Genomic DNA, 16,775 nt, shown 5'->3' on the forward strand with positions numbered 1-16,775 from the left:
ATTCTTAATACATTGTTGCAGCATATCTAACGCCTTTTTCGATTAAGGATATATCTATGGCCGTTACAATAAAGGATATTGCCAAGATTGCCGGTGTCACGCATTCAACCGTTTCGAGATGTTTAAATGATAAGCCGGGAGTTTCCGACGCCATGAGGGCGGAAATAAAACGTATAGCCCAAGATCTCGGCTTTGAATTTAATGCTAATGCGCGGAGTTTGCATACCAGCAAGACGGAGACGATAGGGATTATTCTTAATGAGGCAAATGATGATAATCAACCTCATCTATTTACAAATAATTTTCTTCGGCATATTAGACATCAGTTGGAAGAAGAGGATTTGGATACGATCACGACCTTTCCCCACAATGATTATTCGGGAAAAGATAATATTCAAAAAATTGTCAACAGGCGAAAGGTTGATGGCCTTATACTTCTTACTTCTTCGATCGAAAAAGAAACCGTTGATTTTCTTCGGGACGCTGAAATCCCGTTTGTTTTCTCCCACCAGATCCCTCCCGACGAATTTGGTAAGGTTAATGCCGTCTATTGTGACCATCGAAAGGGGGGGTATTTAGCGACTAAACACTTGATTGATTGCGGATACCGGAGGATTCTCTGTGTCACCCGACCCGATCAACGTTTGGAGTTTGCATTACGAACAGATGGTTATAGGCAGGCCTTGGAAGAGGCCGGAATAGCCGTTGATGAGACGATGATCCTAAAGGGGGGATCCTCCTTTGATTTCTGTCCGGAGGATGTGGAACGGGAAATCTTGCAAGTTTCAAAATACGATGCCATCTTTGCCCATACCGATCTTATCGCTCTTGAGATCATGAAAGAATTAGTCAAACATGGTATTTCTGTTCCTAAGGATATTGCCCTTATGGGCTATGATAATATTGAATTGTGTACCTTTTTTGAGCCTCATCTTTCGTCTGTTGCGCAACCCCTGGAAGACATATCGATAAAGACCTGTGAAATCCTGATTAAGCAGCTCGCCGGTGATAATACGGTAAAGCGGTTTGTTTTTCAGCCTCGTTTAATTCCTCGCGAAACGACCTAAAGCGTAAGAAAAAGAAATTCCTTTACAAAGGGAGAATTCGGGAATACCATAAAGCACACGTGTGAGTAGACATATTTATGGTGTGAAGGAGTAGTCTCTGGCTATACTGTATTGATTGTGTAAAAACGGCAGCTGCCTTATATGATTGTTAATGCTGTACAAAGAATAAGTTTTATTCTTTGTCGCATCTGTTTTGTGGGTACCCATTTGTATAGAACTCTTTTCAATTTCTAAGGAGATATACCCATGAAAAAAAGATTCTTATGGGGCGTTCTTGCATCGGTTCTTTTGTTGTGCACTTCGGCTTGTAACACCACGGGGAATTATGCCGAGAGCGATAAGTCGGAAGTCGCCGGATCATTATTCCTTGGCTCAAAAAGTCCGTACCCGGTACCTACTAATCTTGTCTACACAGAAGCTCCTGCTGGTTATGAGGCCTCGTTTGTGTATGTACTACATCGACACGGATCAAGAAATTTATCAAGTTTCAAATATGACAAGGCATGGCTTGAATTGTTGGATACTGCTGGAAAAGAGGGGCAATTAACAGAAGCCGGGACCATGCTTTATGGGGAAATAAAGCAGATTGCAGATTACGAGGTTGGTAAATACGGTCTTTTAACAAACCTCGGAAAAGATGAACTTTTTGGCATCGGAAAAAGGGTTGGAGAAAATTTCAGCGATCTCTTTCGTACGGGAAGCCCTCTTTTTGCCGATGCTACCTACAAAGAGCGGACTCAAGAGTCTCGGGACAGCTTCTTGGCGGGACTTCAAGCTTCAGGTTATCATGGCGAAATACAGAAAACTTTCTATGAAAAGAAAAAAGATCCCTACCTGCGTCCCATGGATTTGGCTAAGAAGTACAGCGATTATTTCGATAATGGCGCCTGGCACGAGACGGTAAGAGCGTATGAAAATAGCGATACTGTGCGTTTGATGGCGAAAAGGGTCTGTTCTCAGTTTTTTGAAGCAAGCTTTCTTCAGAAATTGGACAGTGGTGAGATGGAATTTTGTGATGAGAAGGGAAAGGTCATAATTGATAGCGCTGCTACGGCAAGTTCCGCATTGTATGAACTTTATATCATCCTTCCTGCACTGCGTGAAGACGGATTCGCCGATATTAATGTAAAAAAGTACTTTCGTGATGACGAACTCCAAATGTTTGAAACGATACAGAATGCAAAGTCCTTTTATAAATATGGTAGTGGAAGTCCTTCTTCACAGGCCCTCTCACTTAATATCATGGCACCCTTGGCCAAGCACATGATCAACACCATTGATGCATCCTTGGATGAAAGTTCCCCGTACCTTGCGGTGTGTAGCTTTGCGCATGCAGAAACTCTGGTCCCTCTCGTCGGATTTCTTGATATTGAGAATGCCGGTAAGGCTTATGATTCCGTTGAAGAAGCGGTAGAAAACTGGAACACCGCTTATTATGGACCGATGGGTGGAAATTTGCAATTGATTGTCTATAGATCACCCGGTAAAGAAGCTCTTATAAAAGTTCTTCTTAACGAAAGAGAAAGCCGATTTTCTGAAGAGATATCCCCTTTTCTTGGGCCTTACTATCATTGGTCCGAAATCAGGCAGTATTATCTTAAAAAGGTAGAGGCTTTGGGCGTATTTCCCGACAGTACTGTTGAAGAGGATATTTCAAATCTGAAGAACAATTTCTAAACGGTGTACACGCGACTTGTTCGGGGGGACACATCCCAAAAGGATGTGCCCCCTTTTGTTTTAGATTTTTCTTTACAAATGCAAAAAACGAAGATACCATATAACACACACGTGTGCGTTGCGTAAACAAACGTGTGTTTTAGGAGGGAAACTATGAAAAAACGAGTGATGCTTTTCTTAACGGCGATGATTTTGGGGACAGCTCTTTTACTGAGTTGTGGTGGAGGTTCCGCAGAAAAAAGTGACGGAGAGGGGAAAGCGGAGTCGACACACCTTACTATGTATTGTGCTCTTCCAGAAACGGAAATTCCTTCATACCTTGAGGCCTTCAAGGAAGATACCGGGATTACCGTCGATTTTGTTCGCTTGTCGGCTGGGGAAGTATTATCAAAGGTTCAAGTTGAAAAGAATAATCCACAGGCAAGCATTTGGTATGGAGGCAATTGTGATACCTTTATTGCTGCTGCTGCCAATGACCTTCTCGAGCCCTATAAGTCATCGGAGCTGATCAATATTCCTACCAGTTATCAGGATCCTGACGGTTATTGGTCTCCCGTCTATGTTGGAGCTCTGGCTTTTGCCGTCAACAAGGAATGGTTTGCCGACCATTCACTTTCCTATCCTACTTCCTGGAACGATCTCTTGAATCCGGAATACAAGGATCAAATTTCAATGGCTCATCCCGGATCTTCAGGTACGGCATATACCATTCTGGCCACAATGGTTCAGATGCTTGGGGAGGAAGAGGCAATGGCCTATATGGGGGAACTGGACAAGAATATTCGTCAATATACAAAATCAGGTTCTGCACCACCGAAGAATGTTGGTTTGGGAGAGGCAGCCATCGGTCTTGCTTTTTCTCATGATTGTTTAAAGCCTGCAGTTCAAGGATATCCTGTGGAGACTGTCTTTCCGAAGGACGGTACCGGCTATGAGATTGGTGCCATTGCAATTATAAAGAATGGACCAAAAGAAGAACATGAGAATGCAAAAAAGTTTATTGATTGGGTCTTAAGTGAACGAGCCCAGGATATCTATTCACAAAACGATTCTTTTCGTCTACCTGTTAATATGCATGCGAAGGTTCCTTCCGGTGCCATCAGTATCGATAAGCTTCCGATAATCGAATACGATTTTATTTGGGCTGGAGAAAACCGTAAGCGGCTCATTGAGAAATTCAGCGATGTCGTTTCCAACGCAAATAATCTTAAATAGATGAACCTATCCGGAAGCCTGAAAAGGCTTCCGGTATTTTGAAGGAAATATTATGAGAAACGGCACAAACGATCTTATGTGGAAGATGAAAATGATATTAAAAGAGCCAATTTTGATTATTTTCATTCTTCTTTTGTTGTTACTTTTAACCGTTTTTGTTTTTTATCCATTATTAATGCTGATAAAATACAGTATTACTGCGGATGGCGGTGAGCTTTCTCTTCAAACCATCTGGGCCGTGGTAAAAAACAGTTCGTATAGAATTATCTTTAGCAACAGCATTAAACTCGGGCTTATCTCGGCATGTATAGCAACGATTATCGGATACATTTTTGCTTTTGCCATTACCCGAACAGAACTCCCCATGAAGGGATTCATGAAAACGATGGCGACTCTGCCAATTGTATCGCCGCCGTTTGTTCTCTCTCTTTCTATCATATTTCTTTTTGGAAGGAAGGGGTTGATTACAAACGGGCTGCTTGGGATTACGGATTTTAATGTATATGGCATGCATAGTTTGATTTTGGTCCAAACAATTTCTTTTTTTCCTGTTGCCTATCTGACGCTTTCTGGTATTTTGCAGGCTATAGACTCTTCGGTGGAAGATGCTGCACTTAACCTTGGGGCATCACGATGGAAAATCTTCTGGACTGTGACCTTTCCTTTATCGCTCCCTGGTATCTTTAGTGCATTTCTCTTGGTATTCATACAATCTTTACAGGATTTTAGTAACCCTGCCGTTATAGGCGGAGGATTTCCTACATTGGGTGTTGAAGCGTATCGCGTAATTACCGGCATGTATGATCTAAGAACAGGTGCAATTCTCTCTATCATGTTGTTGATTCCCAGTTTGATGGCCTTTCTCCTTCAGCGATACTGGATAAGCGGAAAGGGATTTGTCACCGTGACTGGTAAACCCTCTCAGAACAGAACCAAATTGAATCAGAGGCACATTGTTATACCGCTTTTTGCGGTTTGCTTACTTTTTTGTGCCGTCATAGTGCTTTTCTATGGAACGGTCATTGTCGGGGCCTTTGTAAAAGTTTGGGGCGTAAATTATTCCTTTACCCTTGATCATTTTCGGTATGTCTTTTCCATAGGTTTCAAACCACTGAGGAATGCGGTTACTCTGGCAATTATTGCGACACCCATTACCGGTCTAACGGGGATGGCGATTGCTTTTTTAACGGTCAGAAAAAGTTTCTTTGGTAAACGCTATATGAGCCTTGCATCGTTGCTTACCTTTGCCCTTCCCGGGACCGTTGTTGGTATCAGTTATATTCTTGCGTTCAACGATCGTCCCTTTTTGCTGACAGGGACGGCGGTGATTCTTATCTGTGTATTTGTTTTCAGAAATCTTCCGGTAGGAATTGAGGGAGCTAGTTCCGCTCTTATGCAGATTGATCCTTCAATTGAAGAGGCCTCTATAAACATGGGCGCTGGTAGTTTTTATACCTTTTTCCACATAACCCTTCCGTTGATTCGGGGAGCCTTCTTTTCCGGGCTGGTGTATTCGTTTGTCAGAGCCATGACGGCGGTGAGTGCCATTATTTTTCTCGTTTCGGCGCGTTGGAATGTTGTCACGACCAGGATTTTTTCACTTTTTGAGGTGAGCCAGTACAGTGATGCCGCAGCGTACATTGTGATAATGATCATCGTAATAGCATGTGCAATTTATGTTCTTAATTTTCTCGTAAGTAAAATGGATCCCGAAAAAAACGCTATGGTAAGGAAATAGAAAGATGAGAAACCGAATTGAGGATGCAATTAAGGCAAAGAGCAGTAGCCTTCGTCTGGTAGATGTGACAAAAAAGTTTCGTCAAATAGGGGGATCAGGAGAGGTCATTGCTGTTGATAATGTTAATCTTTCGATTGAATCCGGCGAGCTTGTTACCCTTTTAGGTCCTTCCGGTTGTGGAAAAACTACAACGTTGAGAATGGTTGCTGGATTTGAGAGTGTGACCTCCGGTAAGCTTTTTCTCGGAGATGAAATGATAGAATCGGTTCCTCCGAATAAGCGTGATATGGCTATGATGTTTCAGAGCTATGCACTTTTTCCTCATATGACCGTATATAACAATATACGCTATGGTTTGAAGATAAAGAAACTTCCCGAGGCCGAGATAACACAGCGGACAAATCAGATAATCGAGCTTATGCAAATCAAAGGGATGGAAAACAGACTTCCTTCGCAAATCTCCGGGGGACAACAGCAACGTGTTGCATTAGCGAGGGCGGTCGTCATTGAGCCCAAGGTCCTGCTGTTTGATGAGCCTCTTTCAAACCTTGATGCAAAACTTAGGGAATATATGCGTGATGAGCTTCGTGCACTTCAAAAACGATTAGGAATAACCAGCCTGTATGTTACGCACGATCAATCCGAGGCCATGGCCATATCGGATAAAGTGGTACTTATGAATGCCGGGAGGATTGTTCAGGTTGGAACTCCCTTGGATTTGTATAATGAACCGGCCACCCTTTTTGTTGCAGAGTTTATAGGAAAGTCTAATTTTCTCCCGTGCGAAATAAAGGAAAAAAATGACGACGGTATTGAGTCGGTTATTCTTGGTGCTAGAATTACCGTACCCTCTCCGGGAAAGAATTTTTCTTTTTTCAAAGGAGAGGCCACTGCCGTAATTCGGCCCGAATTTATTAGGGTATTAGAAAAAGAAGATGGGCAGTTTACAGGAGTAGTACGAAAGACGGTTTTCTTCGGTAATTTTGTCGAATACGAAATAGAAATCAAAAATAGGATCATCAAAGTTGAATCATATTGTCCGCTTGAAAAGAAAATATATCAAGTAGAGGATGTCGTCGGCATAGCCGTGAATCTCGATGGTATACGTTTGCTGAAAAATAACGATGGGGAAGCGGATGCTTGAGTATACACTTGTAATATGTGACATCGATGGGACATTGGTAGATGCTGAGAAAAAGATTTCCCCATTTAATAAAAAGATGATAAAAGAGTTTTGCCGCTGTGGAGGAAGGATCTCTTTTGCAACGGGAAGAATCGAGAAATCGGCGATTCCCTATTATGAAGAATTGGAGATGCATATCCCGATTATTTTATATAACGGGGCAAGAATTTATCACCCCGATACAAAAACGGCAATCTACGATTCTTTTCTTACCACGTGTGATGTCGATAGGGCCATAGATCTTTTACCACAATTCCCCTTTGATTATGTTTTTTATTCGAATGGAGAGGCTTATACCCTGAAGAGGTCCGATAATGTACGCCGATACGAGGAGGGAGATAGAATTACTTGTGCCTTGATCGACAGTGTTGACGTGATAAAAGAAAGAGAGATAACAAAAATTCTGATGATCGGTGATAATAGTTCGTTTAAGGAATTTCGTGACCTCTTCTCTGATGATGCTGCTACCTCTGCCAGGCTTGTGCAATCTGAATTAACGTTCCTTGAAATTCTTCCAAGTGCTGTGAGCAAAGGAAGTTCGTTGTTGCATTTGGCCGACTACCTCGGGATTGATATGAAACGGATTGCCTGTTTTGGCGATGGCTTGAATGACATGGAGATGATACGTAATGCGGGATTGGGGGTTGCCATGGGGAATGCTCGCCAGGAATTGAAAGACGCTGCCGATATAGTTGCTCCTTCCAATACCGAAGATGGAGTTGGAAAGATCTTAGCAGCCATCATGGAGAAAAAAATATGACATACGATATAACAATGATCGGGCATATCTCAAAAGATGTCATGATTTACCCCGAAGATGAGCAAAGATTTATCGGAGGACCTGTCATCTATTCCTCAATCGCTGCTGCTCGTTCGGGAAAACGGATACATGTTATTACAAAATGTTCGGAGAAGGATAGAGCGGCGCTAAGCGGTATGGAAGCGGAGGGCGTGAAGGTTAGCTGGTTATCTTCACCCGATACAACCAGTATAGAGAATATATATCTTTCCGATGATCGCGAAAGGCGAAAGGTTCGGCTTTTAAGTAAAGCCTCTTCTTTTTCTCTCGAAGAGCTCCCGGAAGAAGGCAGCCTCATCTTCCATTTGGCAGGTTTGTTTAGGGGCGAGATACCTGATGCAATTATTCCGCATCTTGCGAAGAAAGGGAGTGTCGGTGTCGATGCCCAAGGCCTTCTTCGGTGTAACGAAAAAGGAGCGCTTTTTTTCAAGAACTGGGAAAACGCTCATCAGCTCATGCCCCATATCAGCTACTTTAAGGCGGATGCAATGGAGGCTGAAATACTAACCGGAACCTCTGATAGAAAAGATGCCGCACGAATCCTTGCCGATATGGGGGCAAAAGAGATCGTCATTACCCATCATGACGGAGTTCTTGTTTTGGTAAACGGCGAATTCTGTTATGCTCCCTATACTGCTGCTAATCTGTCAGGTAGGACCGGCCGGGGTGATACCACCTTTGCCGCCTACATGGCTGTACGACTTGATTCCGATCCCTCTTGGGCAACGGCTTATGCCGCCGCCCTCTGTTCCATGAAAATGGAGGCCCCGGGCCCATTCTCGGGAACTGAGGAGATGGTATATGAACGAATGGAGCGTATGGGATTTTCTCGTAAAGGCCGAGAAAAATAGTCGAACGAAAAAAATTGACCGCTGTACATATGCATGCTATAATTACTTAAACGTTTTAGTTGAGGGATTGTCATGCGAGTGACCATCAAAGATATTGCGAGAGAGGCGGGAGTCTCGACTGCTGCCGTGTCCAAGGCCTTGAATGGACAACCGGATATTGGTGAAACGACGAGGTTGCGAATTATCCGGATCAGTCGTGAATTGGGTTATACCCCGAATATGATTGCCCGCAATTTGGTAACAAAGGGGAATAAGACCATTGGTGTATTAATTCCCGATATATCCACGCCCATTTATCCTCGTATCTATAAGGGGATAAATGAAACGGCCATGAAGTATGGATATACACTTTTGCTTGGCGACACAAAACGGAGCATAGAAAGCGAAAAGAAATATATCATGACGATGATGGAGAATAGGGTGGCCGGGCTTCTTGTCAGTCCTGTTAGCAATGATATCTCTCATATTGTACAGGTCGTTCGGGGACAGATACCGATCATCTATTTTGGTGGAAAGGTCAACGACGCAATGCAAAATTCCATAGGTATCGATAATTATCACGGCGCCATGCTCGCCGTTGATTATCTAACGGGGCTCGGACATAAGGATATCATCATGATCTGTGACGATCTTGATACGAAAACACGACATGATCGAGTCGATGGATATACGGAGGCAATGAAAAGAAAGGGATTAAAACCTCTTGTCGTTTTTAACAATGAAGGTCTAAAGGGACGTCAGTGTGGTGTTTCGGCCATACGCCATATCATTGCGGGGAGAACACTTCCTACGGCTGTTTTTGCCTTGAACGATTTGATGGCAATAGGGGCTATGGAGGCTCTCTCCGAGGCGGGGATACAGGTTCCCGAGGCTGTTTCCGTTATGGGCTATGATGATATTTCATTTGCATCTCTCCCGATGATAGGACTTTCTACCATTTGGCAACCGAAGTTTAAAACAGGAGAGATGGCTCTCGAGCTATTACACAAAAAGTTGCAGGATGATCCTGTAACAGAAGATCGCAAGATTGTCTTGCAGCCTGAACTGAGGATCAGGACATCGACCTGTCGAATTTAAATTTTTTGTTAGATACTTAAACGTTTAAGTATGGAGGAGTTCAGATACATGAAAAGATCGTATGCATATGAAACACATGCTCATACGACCGAAGTAAGCAGTTGTGGCCGAGTAAGGGCTGCCGATGCTCTTAGGATGTACAAGAGTGTCGGCTACCAGGGGATTATTTTTACCGACCATTTTCATGACGATTATGTTTCTTCTCTTGGAAACATGAGTTGGGAGGCCAAGATTGATTGCTACCTGACAGGCTACCGGGAAGCTGCCAAAGTGGCTGGCGAATTGGACATGGATGTTTTATGGGGAATGGAGCTGCGTTTTACCGAAAACGATAACGATTACCTTGTCTATGGAATAGATAGTGACTTCTTGAAGGGGTGGGTAGATCTTCATCGTTCATCGATCAGCGTATTTATGGAATCAATTAAGAGTAGGGCAGATATTTTGGTATATCAGGCTCATCCTTTTCGCGATGGCTGTCGGTTGGTAGATCCAGTGATCGTCCATGGTTTGGAAATCTATAACGGAAACCCACGACATGATTCAAGAAATAATCTTGCCGCACAGGCGGCTGCGGAAAACAGTACGCTTATCTTGTCCGGTTCTGATTTTCACAGACCCGGTGATCTGGCAAGCGGCGGGGTGTTCCTGCCAGAACGTATCTCCTGTAATGCCGAACTTATTACCGCTTTGAAAGCTATTAGTTATGACGCTTTAATCGCAAAGGAACCCGTATGCAAATAGATACCGTACTCTTTGATATGGGGGGAACACTGGAAGAAATTTCCTATTCCTCTACTGTAGGCTCGATGATTGAAAAACGTTTTGAAAACATTTTAAAGGTTCCTTTCTCGTCGATTACGACAGAGGGAGGCGATGCCTTTTATACAACACTCCTTGAGCGATATAGCGAATACCGTTGTTTTAGGGAGAGAACCTATATAGAGGTTCATCCAGCCATGGTATGGAGGGATTGGATTCTGAAAGGGCTTTCGATTCCCGATAATGTTATTTTTGATCATTGTGAAGAGCTTGCCTATTTCTGGGAAACAGAAGTAATCAACCGCTGTTGCCGGAAAAACACCGCCATGATGCTTGAGGAATTACATTCTCGAGATATCAAGATGGGTATCATCAGTAATACTGGCAGCTTCACGCAGGTGTATAAATCACTGGACCGATACGGAATCCGTTCTTTTTTTGATAAGATCGCACTTTCCTGCGCCTATGGCATTCGTAAGCCTCATGGATTTTTGTTCAGGGATATTCTGAATCAGATGGGTGCCGATGCGAAAAAAACACTCTTTGTGGGCGATACAATAACTCGAGATGTACTTGGAGCAAAAAATGCAGGCCTGTTCGGATCGATTCAAATTCAGTCCGATTTTACAAAGCTCAGTGACGGGACACTCTCAGAGGATAGCCGACCGGATTATATCATCCAGGACCTCATGAGCATTCCATCGATCATCGACGAGATCAATCAACGTCAATAAAAACATTATACCGAAAAAGGGGGGTATGTAATGGTTTCTTCTGAAATTTCAGCGATGGGGAAATTTAGTAAAAAAATGCATTATAATAAAACCAGATTATTTAATTACCTGCGGAATCCCCCGAATCTGATTACCATCGTCTCTATTATCGTTCTTTTATATTTGGTAGTCATTCCGTTGTGGGAGATTCTCAGTAATACGTTTCAACTACAATTTCGTGATGCAATGAAAACCGGCCTCTCCGAAGGCTCGTTTACCTTACGTTATTGGATACAGACTTTTGCCAGTACCATAAGTAAGGCAATGTTTTATAAACCCCTGGTCAATTCGTTGCTCATCTCTCTGAATGTCTCTGTCTTCGGTATCCTCATCGGTGGAATCCTGGCATGGCTGGTTACCCGTACTGATCTACCTTTGAAGAACTTTTTTTCATTTATTCTCGTTGTTGCGTATATGGTTCCCTCGTGGTGTAAGGCTCTGTCTTGGCAGATTATCTTTAAAAACGATAGGATCGGCGGATATCCTGGTATGTTTCAGTCTATCTTCAAGATCGCGCCACCCAACTGGATATCGTATGGTTTTTTTCCAATCGTCATTACTTTGTCCCTGCATTATTTTGTGTTTTCTTTCCTACTCATTTCTGCGGCGTTGTCCTCCATCGGAGGGGACCTTGAAGAGATGGCGGAGATAACCGGAGCAAAACGAAGTACCATTTTGCGGAGGATTACCTTTCCTCTCGTCATGCCGGCCATCCTGTCCTCGTTTATTTTGACCTTCTCAAAGGCAATAGGCTCTTTCGGTGCACCGGCGTTTCTGGGATTGAAGGTGAACTATTACACCTTGTCGACCATGATCTATGCCAATATCCGTAACCGTATGACCACTCAGGCGTTTACTTTGTCGATTGTATTGATTCTTGTTGCCAGTTTTACGGTTTACCTTAACCAGAAGGCCATTGGAAAACGTAAGAGTTTTACGACAATTGGCGGAAAGAGTACACGTCGGAATTTTATAAAGCTTAAGAAATTTAAACCCCTGGTTACCATCGCGGTTTTCCTTTTTGTCGTTTTAGGCGTCATTATGCCGCTGGTCGTTTTGGTCCTTCAAAGTCTCATGTTGAAGAAAGGGGTCTACAGTCCGAGCAATTTGACGCTTCATTTCTGGATTGGGGAGAGTAATCCCGCTATAGCCGATGGAGAGGCAGGCATTTTCCATAATCCGAGAATCTGGCTTGCACTCGTCAATACGATGAAGCTTGTTATTATAACGTCTCTAATCGCAACTGTTGTCGGCCTTCTTCTGGGATACATCATCTCAAGGGGACGCAAGAAAATCAGTGGTCGGTTTATTGAACAAATTTCTTTTACCCCTATGCTGATTCCTTCTATTGCGTTGAGTACCATCTATCTTTCAATGTTTTCCAAACAGCAGCTCTTTCTGCCTGTCCTGTACGGCACCTTTTCGTTGCTCGTTCTAATCAGCATTGTTAAATACCTGCCCTTTGCGGTTCGATCGGGAACCAGCAGCATGATGCAAATTAATAGTGAACTTGAAGAGGCCGCAAAGATCGAGGGAACACCATGGCACAAAATTTTTTCAAGGCTGATTCTCCCTCTCGCCAAAGGAGGAATTTTCAGTGCCTTTTTATTGATCTTTATTAGTGGAATGAAAGAGTTGGCATTGATCATGCTTTTAGTCACGCCCGAAACCTCGACCCTGACGACCTTGACCTATTCGTATACGGAGTCAGGTTTTGAGCAGTTTTCCGATGCAATTACAACATTAATTATTTTTATCATCATCGTTGTTAATTTCATTGCCAGAAAAGTCAGTAAAGCGGACATTTCTCAAGGAATAGGAGGTTGATATGAGCCGGATAGAACTGAATAAGGTAAATAAATACTATGATAAAGCACTTATCCTGAAGGATGTTGACCTTGTAGTGGAGGAGGGGGATTTCATGACCCTTCTTGGTCCGTCGGGATGTGGAAAGACCACTACGCTGCGGGTTATTTCCGGCTTGGAGAATCCTCAAAGTGGCACGGTGTCTATCGATGGCAGGGTTGTGGCCGACCCGAAAAGTGGTAGGTTTGAGCCGCCCGCCAAAAGGGATCTCAACCTTGTTTTTCAAAGCTATGCTCTTTGGCCCCATATGACCGTTTTTGAAAATGTTGCCTTTGGCCTAACTGTAAAAAAAGTTCCCAAAAACGAGATTAAGACGAACGTAATGTCCGCATTGGAGAGGATGCAAATCGGTCAGTACGCCGATCGCTATCCTTCGGAATTATCAGGTGGGCAACAACAGCGGGTTGCCATAGCACGAGCCATTGTTTCCCAACCTAAAATTCTTCTTTTAGATGAACCGCTTTCCAATTTGGATGCAAAACTCCGTATAGACATGCGTGCCGAATTAAAGCGACTGCATAAAGAGTTGAAGACCACAATCATCTACGTGACCCACGACCAGGTCGAAGCGCTTACCCTTTCTTCCAAGATCGCCGTCTATTTTGAAGGGGTGCTTACACAATGCAATACACCAAGTGAAATCTACAATAACCCTGCTACATTGCGGGTTGCAGAGTTTATTGGTAATCCGAAGATTAATTTCCTTTCGGGTATCCTCGCGGATATAAGGGATAATCAATTAACTGTTCAATGCAGTTTCGGGCCCCTTACATGTAAGAATATCGACGAACGAGACAATGACTCCGTAGGCATTGTTTCCGAATCATCTTCCGGGCTTGAGGTAACCGTTGCTATTCGTCCCGAAGATATCCTTATCGAAAAAAATGAGCAAGACGGATATATCCCATGTTGCGTTTCTTCTATTCTTCCTGCCGGATCGGAAACACTGCTGGAACTCGAATTGGCAAATAGTCTTCTCATGGTGAAAGAGGTTGGCCCCCAACGCTTCGATGTCGGCGATACGGTCTGGGTCCACATGAAGCAGGAACGAATGAATTTATATGAAAATGAAAACGGCACTTTGATTATGCGTGCCCAATGATGGAATCTATCGGAACCAATACATACACGGTTCCGATTAATTTTTTTGTAAAGGAGAAAATCGATGAAGCATGTAAAACGATTAGGTATTCTGGCAGTTATCCTACTTTTGGTGTTTGCATTTTCTTCCTGCTCGAATAGTAAAAGCGAGGAGGGGACAGCCTCCATTTCGGATGGGAAAAGTTGGGAGGAAACTTCAGGATTTCATGACAAACTAAGTGTGGAAGAACTTTACGAAAAAGCCAAAGAAGAAAAAACCGTTACGATCTATTCTATGTCCAGCCGACTAAACGACGTTAAAGAGAGCTTTGAAGCGCAATATCCGGGGGTTGAAGTCGTCGTCTACGATATGAGAAATTCCGAAATCCTGGAAAAGTTCCAAAGAGAATACAATGCCGGTATCCATACTGCAGACGTGCTTTTTATAAAGGACACCGACGGGGCTGTTTATAATGAGTTCGTTAAGATGGGACTTTTGAAAGAGTATATTCCCCAAAATATGATGAAAAGCGCTCTTCCCGAGTACCAAAAAGGCGCCTATGTTCCTTACTTTGAGATGAAGCAAATTTTTTACAATTCGGAAGTGTACGATTCTTGCCCCATTGATAATTGGTGGGATCTGACACGTCCTGAATATAACGGTAAGATTATTCTGAGGAGTCCAATAGAAAATTCCGAAATCATGGGGCTGTTTATTGCCTTTGTAAAGAATAGTGATGATATGGCTTCTGCTTATGAAAAAGAGTTTGGTGAAAAGCTGGTTTTAAACGGAACGGAACATGCCGGTTATGAATTTTTAAAACGTCTTATCAATAATGATTTGATTATCATGACGTCAGATACCGATATCACTGAGGCTGTCGGGGCTCCTGGACAAAGTGATCCTCCTTTCGGGATTGCAACCTCCAGCAAGATGCGTAAAGCAGGTGATGATCTGCTGATTAATGTTGCCAATGATTTGTTGCCTCGTTTGGGCGTGCTTGATCCTGCATATCTCTATATTACCGATCAATCGGAACATGTGAATGCCGCAAAGCTTCTACTTCGTTGGATAGGGGGTGAGGCCGACGGAACGGGTGAGGGATTTAAACCCTTTCATGTCAGAGGTTCCTGGCCTTCACGTACGGATGTTGCTCCTATCGACACACCTCCCCTGAATTCCCTGAACCTATGGCCCTTGGATCTTAACTATAACTACATGATCCTTGATGATATGCGAAATTTCTGGCTTACCTTGCAATAATTCTTTTCGCTTCGCAACCGGGATGTACATAAGGCATCTCCGGTTGCGTGCTCCAAGGACAAAAAAATGCTATACGATATAACAATGATCGGTCATGTCTGCAAAGACACTGTATTTGATGGGGGAGTTCGCTCCGAAAGTCTGGGTGGGGCGGTCTACTTCTCTTCTGCCGCCGCGCTGCGCTCGGGAAAGCATGTTCATGTTATTACAAAGGCTGCAGAACAAGATGATCTCTTGCTTGATGAGATGAGACAAAATGGGATAGCGGTCACAAGGCAGGATTCGCCTCAAACAACCTGTATGGCGCTGCATTATGATTCGGTTGATCGTGAGCGACGTGAGATTCTTTTGGCTGCTCAGGCATCGTCGTTTTCTATTGCCTCCTTTCCGCCTGTCGAAAGCCGAATTTTTCACTTGGCAGGATTGGTAAGAGGAGAGATTCCTGAAGATTTTATCCCCCACTTGGCTCAAAAGGGTGATCTTGCCGTGGATGTTCAGGGGTTTATCCGCTGCAATGAAGGAGAAAGGCTCCTATTCAAACCCTGGGAAAACGCTGATGACTTGCTTCCTTTTATTAGATTTTTAAAAACGGATGCTGCCGAGGCGGAAATTCTCACAGGAGAGAAGGATCGAGAGAAGGCTGCTATCTTGTTGAACAGAAAAGGGGCGAAAGAGGTCCTCATCACGCATAACAGTGAGGCCCTTTTATGCGTTGATGGTAAGATCTATACGGCTCCATTTACTCCCTCTAATTTATCCGGCCGTACAGGGCGGGGAGACACCACTTTTGCCGCTTATCTTGCAAGACGTGTGGAAGATGCACACCCGGCCGAGGCTCTGCGGTATGCCGCTGCGCTCTGCTCTATTAAGATGGAGCATCCCGGTCCCTTTGAGGGAAGTATCAGTGAAGTATATGCGCGGATGAAAGCAATGACATAATATCTCGAAAAATGATAGAATTTTCCTTAAAAAGAGGTGGAATGTATAAAACACCATTGTATTTTTAAATATATAATGGTACACTTTCTCAACGGTTCGTTGAGCCGTATCTTTTTTTTCGGCTGTGCCCCGGTTCCCGCCGGGGACTTTTTTAACGTTGTCTACTGTTCCGAATCCTGGTGATTGAAGGGACACAATTCTTTTCCTCGCAGTCAATTGAAGGCCAAACTATGGGAAAAAGTAAGCACCGACATAAAAACAAGGATTTTACCGGCAAAAGGGCATGCATACCACCAGGATTCGGAACACTACATTAAAGTTGTGTAGTGTTTTGAGTCTTGGTAACTTCTTCACCTAATCTACTGTTTGCAACACTATTTTCAAGAGCTTACTTGACTGTTAAATAAGTGATATGGGATACTGATTCTCAATACAAAGGACACTTTTCGTTTTTTGGAGAGAATAGAGCCAATGCCTCGAGGTA

Annotated in this window: 14 protein-coding genes; all 14 read left to right on the forward strand. The window is 43.5% G+C overall.

What is annotated here, in order from left to right; translation table 11 throughout:
• The first annotated feature begins 56 nt into the window (after positions 1-56).
• The 14 genes from SPIRS_RS09330 to SPIRS_RS09395 all read left to right on the forward strand — a co-directional run bounded on the left by SPIRS_RS09330 (position 57) and on the right by SPIRS_RS09395 (position 16,291).
• Entirely contained in the window at positions 57-1,067 is a 1,011-nt protein-coding gene (locus tag SPIRS_RS09330) for a LacI family DNA-binding transcriptional regulator (protein ID WP_013254433.1), read from the forward strand.
• Positions 1,068-1,313: 246 nt separating this feature from the next.
• Entirely contained in the window at positions 1,314-2,744 is a 1,431-nt protein-coding gene (locus tag SPIRS_RS09335; RefSeq protein WP_013254434.1) for a histidine-type phosphatase, read from the forward strand.
• A 153-nt stretch (positions 2,745-2,897) separates the two neighbouring features.
• Complete coding sequence (locus SPIRS_RS09340) at positions 2,898-3,959, forward strand: ABC transporter substrate-binding protein (protein ID WP_013254435.1); 1,062 nt, start codon at positions 2,898-2,900, stop codon at positions 3,957-3,959.
• A gap of 52 nt (positions 3,960-4,011) precedes the next feature.
• A complete protein-coding gene (locus SPIRS_RS09345) occupies positions 4,012-5,697 on the forward strand; it encodes an ABC transporter permease (protein ID WP_013254436.1) in 1,686 nt (561 codons plus the stop codon).
• A 4-nt stretch (positions 5,698-5,701) separates the two neighbouring features.
• Entirely contained in the window at positions 5,702-6,841 is a 1,140-nt protein-coding gene (locus SPIRS_RS09350; RefSeq protein ID WP_013254437.1) for an ABC transporter ATP-binding protein, read from the forward strand.
• Positions 6,834-7,640 (forward strand): Cof-type HAD-IIB family hydrolase, encoded by an 807-nt coding sequence (locus tag SPIRS_RS09355; protein WP_013254438.1) that lies wholly within the window; start codon positions 6,834-6,836, stop codon positions 7,638-7,640. Before SPIRS_RS09350 ends, SPIRS_RS09355 begins: the two co-directional genes overlap by 8 nt.
• Positions 7,637-8,530, forward strand: coding sequence for a PfkB family carbohydrate kinase (locus SPIRS_RS09360; protein ID WP_013254439.1), 894 nt, complete (start codon positions 7,637-7,639; stop codon positions 8,528-8,530). The genes SPIRS_RS09355 and SPIRS_RS09360 overlap by 4 nt, the downstream gene beginning before the upstream one ends.
• A 72-nt stretch (positions 8,531-8,602) precedes the next feature.
• Positions 8,603-9,607, forward strand: a complete 1,005-nt coding sequence (locus SPIRS_RS09365; RefSeq protein ID WP_013254440.1) for a LacI family DNA-binding transcriptional regulator — start codon at positions 8,603-8,605, stop codon at positions 9,605-9,607.
• A gap of 48 nt (positions 9,608-9,655) precedes the next feature.
• On the forward strand, positions 9,656-10,351 hold the full coding sequence (locus SPIRS_RS09370; RefSeq protein ID WP_013254441.1) for a PHP domain-containing protein: 696 nt from the start codon (positions 9,656-9,658) through the stop codon (positions 10,349-10,351).
• Positions 10,342-11,103 carry an HAD family hydrolase gene (locus SPIRS_RS09375; protein ID WP_013254442.1) on the forward strand — a complete coding sequence of 254 codons (762 nt, stop codon included), beginning with the start codon at positions 10,342-10,344 and terminating at the stop codon, positions 11,101-11,103. Before SPIRS_RS09370 ends, SPIRS_RS09375 begins: the two co-directional genes overlap by 10 nt.
• Before the next feature lie 75 nt (positions 11,104-11,178).
• Positions 11,179-12,969: an ABC transporter permease gene (locus tag SPIRS_RS09380; protein ID WP_245537746.1), complete on the forward strand. Its 1,791-nt coding sequence runs from the start codon at positions 11,179-11,181 to the stop codon at positions 12,967-12,969.
• Between the two features lies 1 nt (position 12,970).
• Positions 12,971-14,110, forward strand: coding sequence for an ABC transporter ATP-binding protein (locus tag SPIRS_RS09385; RefSeq protein WP_013254444.1), 1,140 nt, complete (start codon positions 12,971-12,973; stop codon positions 14,108-14,110).
• Positions 14,111-14,173: 63 nt separating this feature from the next.
• Positions 14,174-15,352 carry an ABC transporter substrate-binding protein gene (locus tag SPIRS_RS09390; RefSeq protein WP_013254445.1) on the forward strand — a complete coding sequence of 393 codons (1,179 nt, stop codon included), beginning with the start codon at positions 14,174-14,176 and terminating at the stop codon, positions 15,350-15,352.
• A 66-nt stretch (positions 15,353-15,418) separates the two neighbouring features.
• Complete coding sequence (locus SPIRS_RS09395; RefSeq protein WP_013254446.1) at positions 15,419-16,291, forward strand: PfkB family carbohydrate kinase; 873 nt, start codon at positions 15,419-15,421, stop codon at positions 16,289-16,291.
• The last annotated feature ends 484 nt before the right edge of the window (positions 16,292-16,775 follow it).

Source organism: Sediminispirochaeta smaragdinae DSM 11293, from assembly GCF_000143985.1.
In the GTDB taxonomy this organism is placed as follows: Bacteria; Spirochaetota; Spirochaetia; order DSM-16054; family Sediminispirochaetaceae; genus Sediminispirochaeta; species Sediminispirochaeta smaragdinae.

What these genes read in the sequence shown, in the direction of transcription:
- SPIRS_RS09330 (WP_013254433.1), top strand. Translation starts at nt 57, where the DNA reads ATGGCCGTTACAATAAAGGATATTGCCAAGATTGCCGGTGTCACGCAT.
- SPIRS_RS09335 (WP_013254434.1), top strand. Translation starts at nt 1,314, where the DNA reads ATGAAAAAAAGATTCTTATGGGGCGTTCTTGCATCGGTTCTTTTGTTG.
- SPIRS_RS09340 (WP_013254435.1), top strand. Translation starts at nt 2,898, where the DNA reads ATGAAAAAACGAGTGATGCTTTTCTTAACGGCGATGATTTTGGGGACA.
- SPIRS_RS09345 (WP_013254436.1), top strand. Translation starts at nt 4,012, where the DNA reads ATGAGAAACGGCACAAACGATCTTATGTGGAAGATGAAAATGATATTA.
- SPIRS_RS09350 (WP_013254437.1), top strand. Translation starts at nt 5,702, where the DNA reads ATGAGAAACCGAATTGAGGATGCAATTAAGGCAAAGAGCAGTAGCCTT.
- SPIRS_RS09355 (WP_013254438.1), top strand. Translation starts at nt 6,834, where the DNA reads ATGCTTGAGTATACACTTGTAATATGTGACATCGATGGGACATTGGTA.
- SPIRS_RS09360 (WP_013254439.1), top strand. Translation starts at nt 7,637, where the DNA reads ATGACATACGATATAACAATGATCGGGCATATCTCAAAAGATGTCATG.
- SPIRS_RS09365 (WP_013254440.1), top strand. Translation starts at nt 8,603, where the DNA reads ATGCGAGTGACCATCAAAGATATTGCGAGAGAGGCGGGAGTCTCGACT.
- SPIRS_RS09370 (WP_013254441.1), top strand. Translation starts at nt 9,656, where the DNA reads ATGAAAAGATCGTATGCATATGAAACACATGCTCATACGACCGAAGTA.
- SPIRS_RS09375 (WP_013254442.1), top strand. Translation starts at nt 10,342, where the DNA reads ATGCAAATAGATACCGTACTCTTTGATATGGGGGGAACACTGGAAGAA.
- SPIRS_RS09380 (WP_245537746.1), top strand. Translation starts at nt 11,179, where the DNA reads ATGCATTATAATAAAACCAGATTATTTAATTACCTGCGGAATCCCCCG.
- SPIRS_RS09385 (WP_013254444.1), top strand. Translation starts at nt 12,971, where the DNA reads ATGAGCCGGATAGAACTGAATAAGGTAAATAAATACTATGATAAAGCA.
- SPIRS_RS09390 (WP_013254445.1), top strand. Translation starts at nt 14,174, where the DNA reads ATGAAGCATGTAAAACGATTAGGTATTCTGGCAGTTATCCTACTTTTG.
- SPIRS_RS09395 (WP_013254446.1), top strand. Translation starts at nt 15,419, where the DNA reads ATGCTATACGATATAACAATGATCGGTCATGTCTGCAAAGACACTGTA.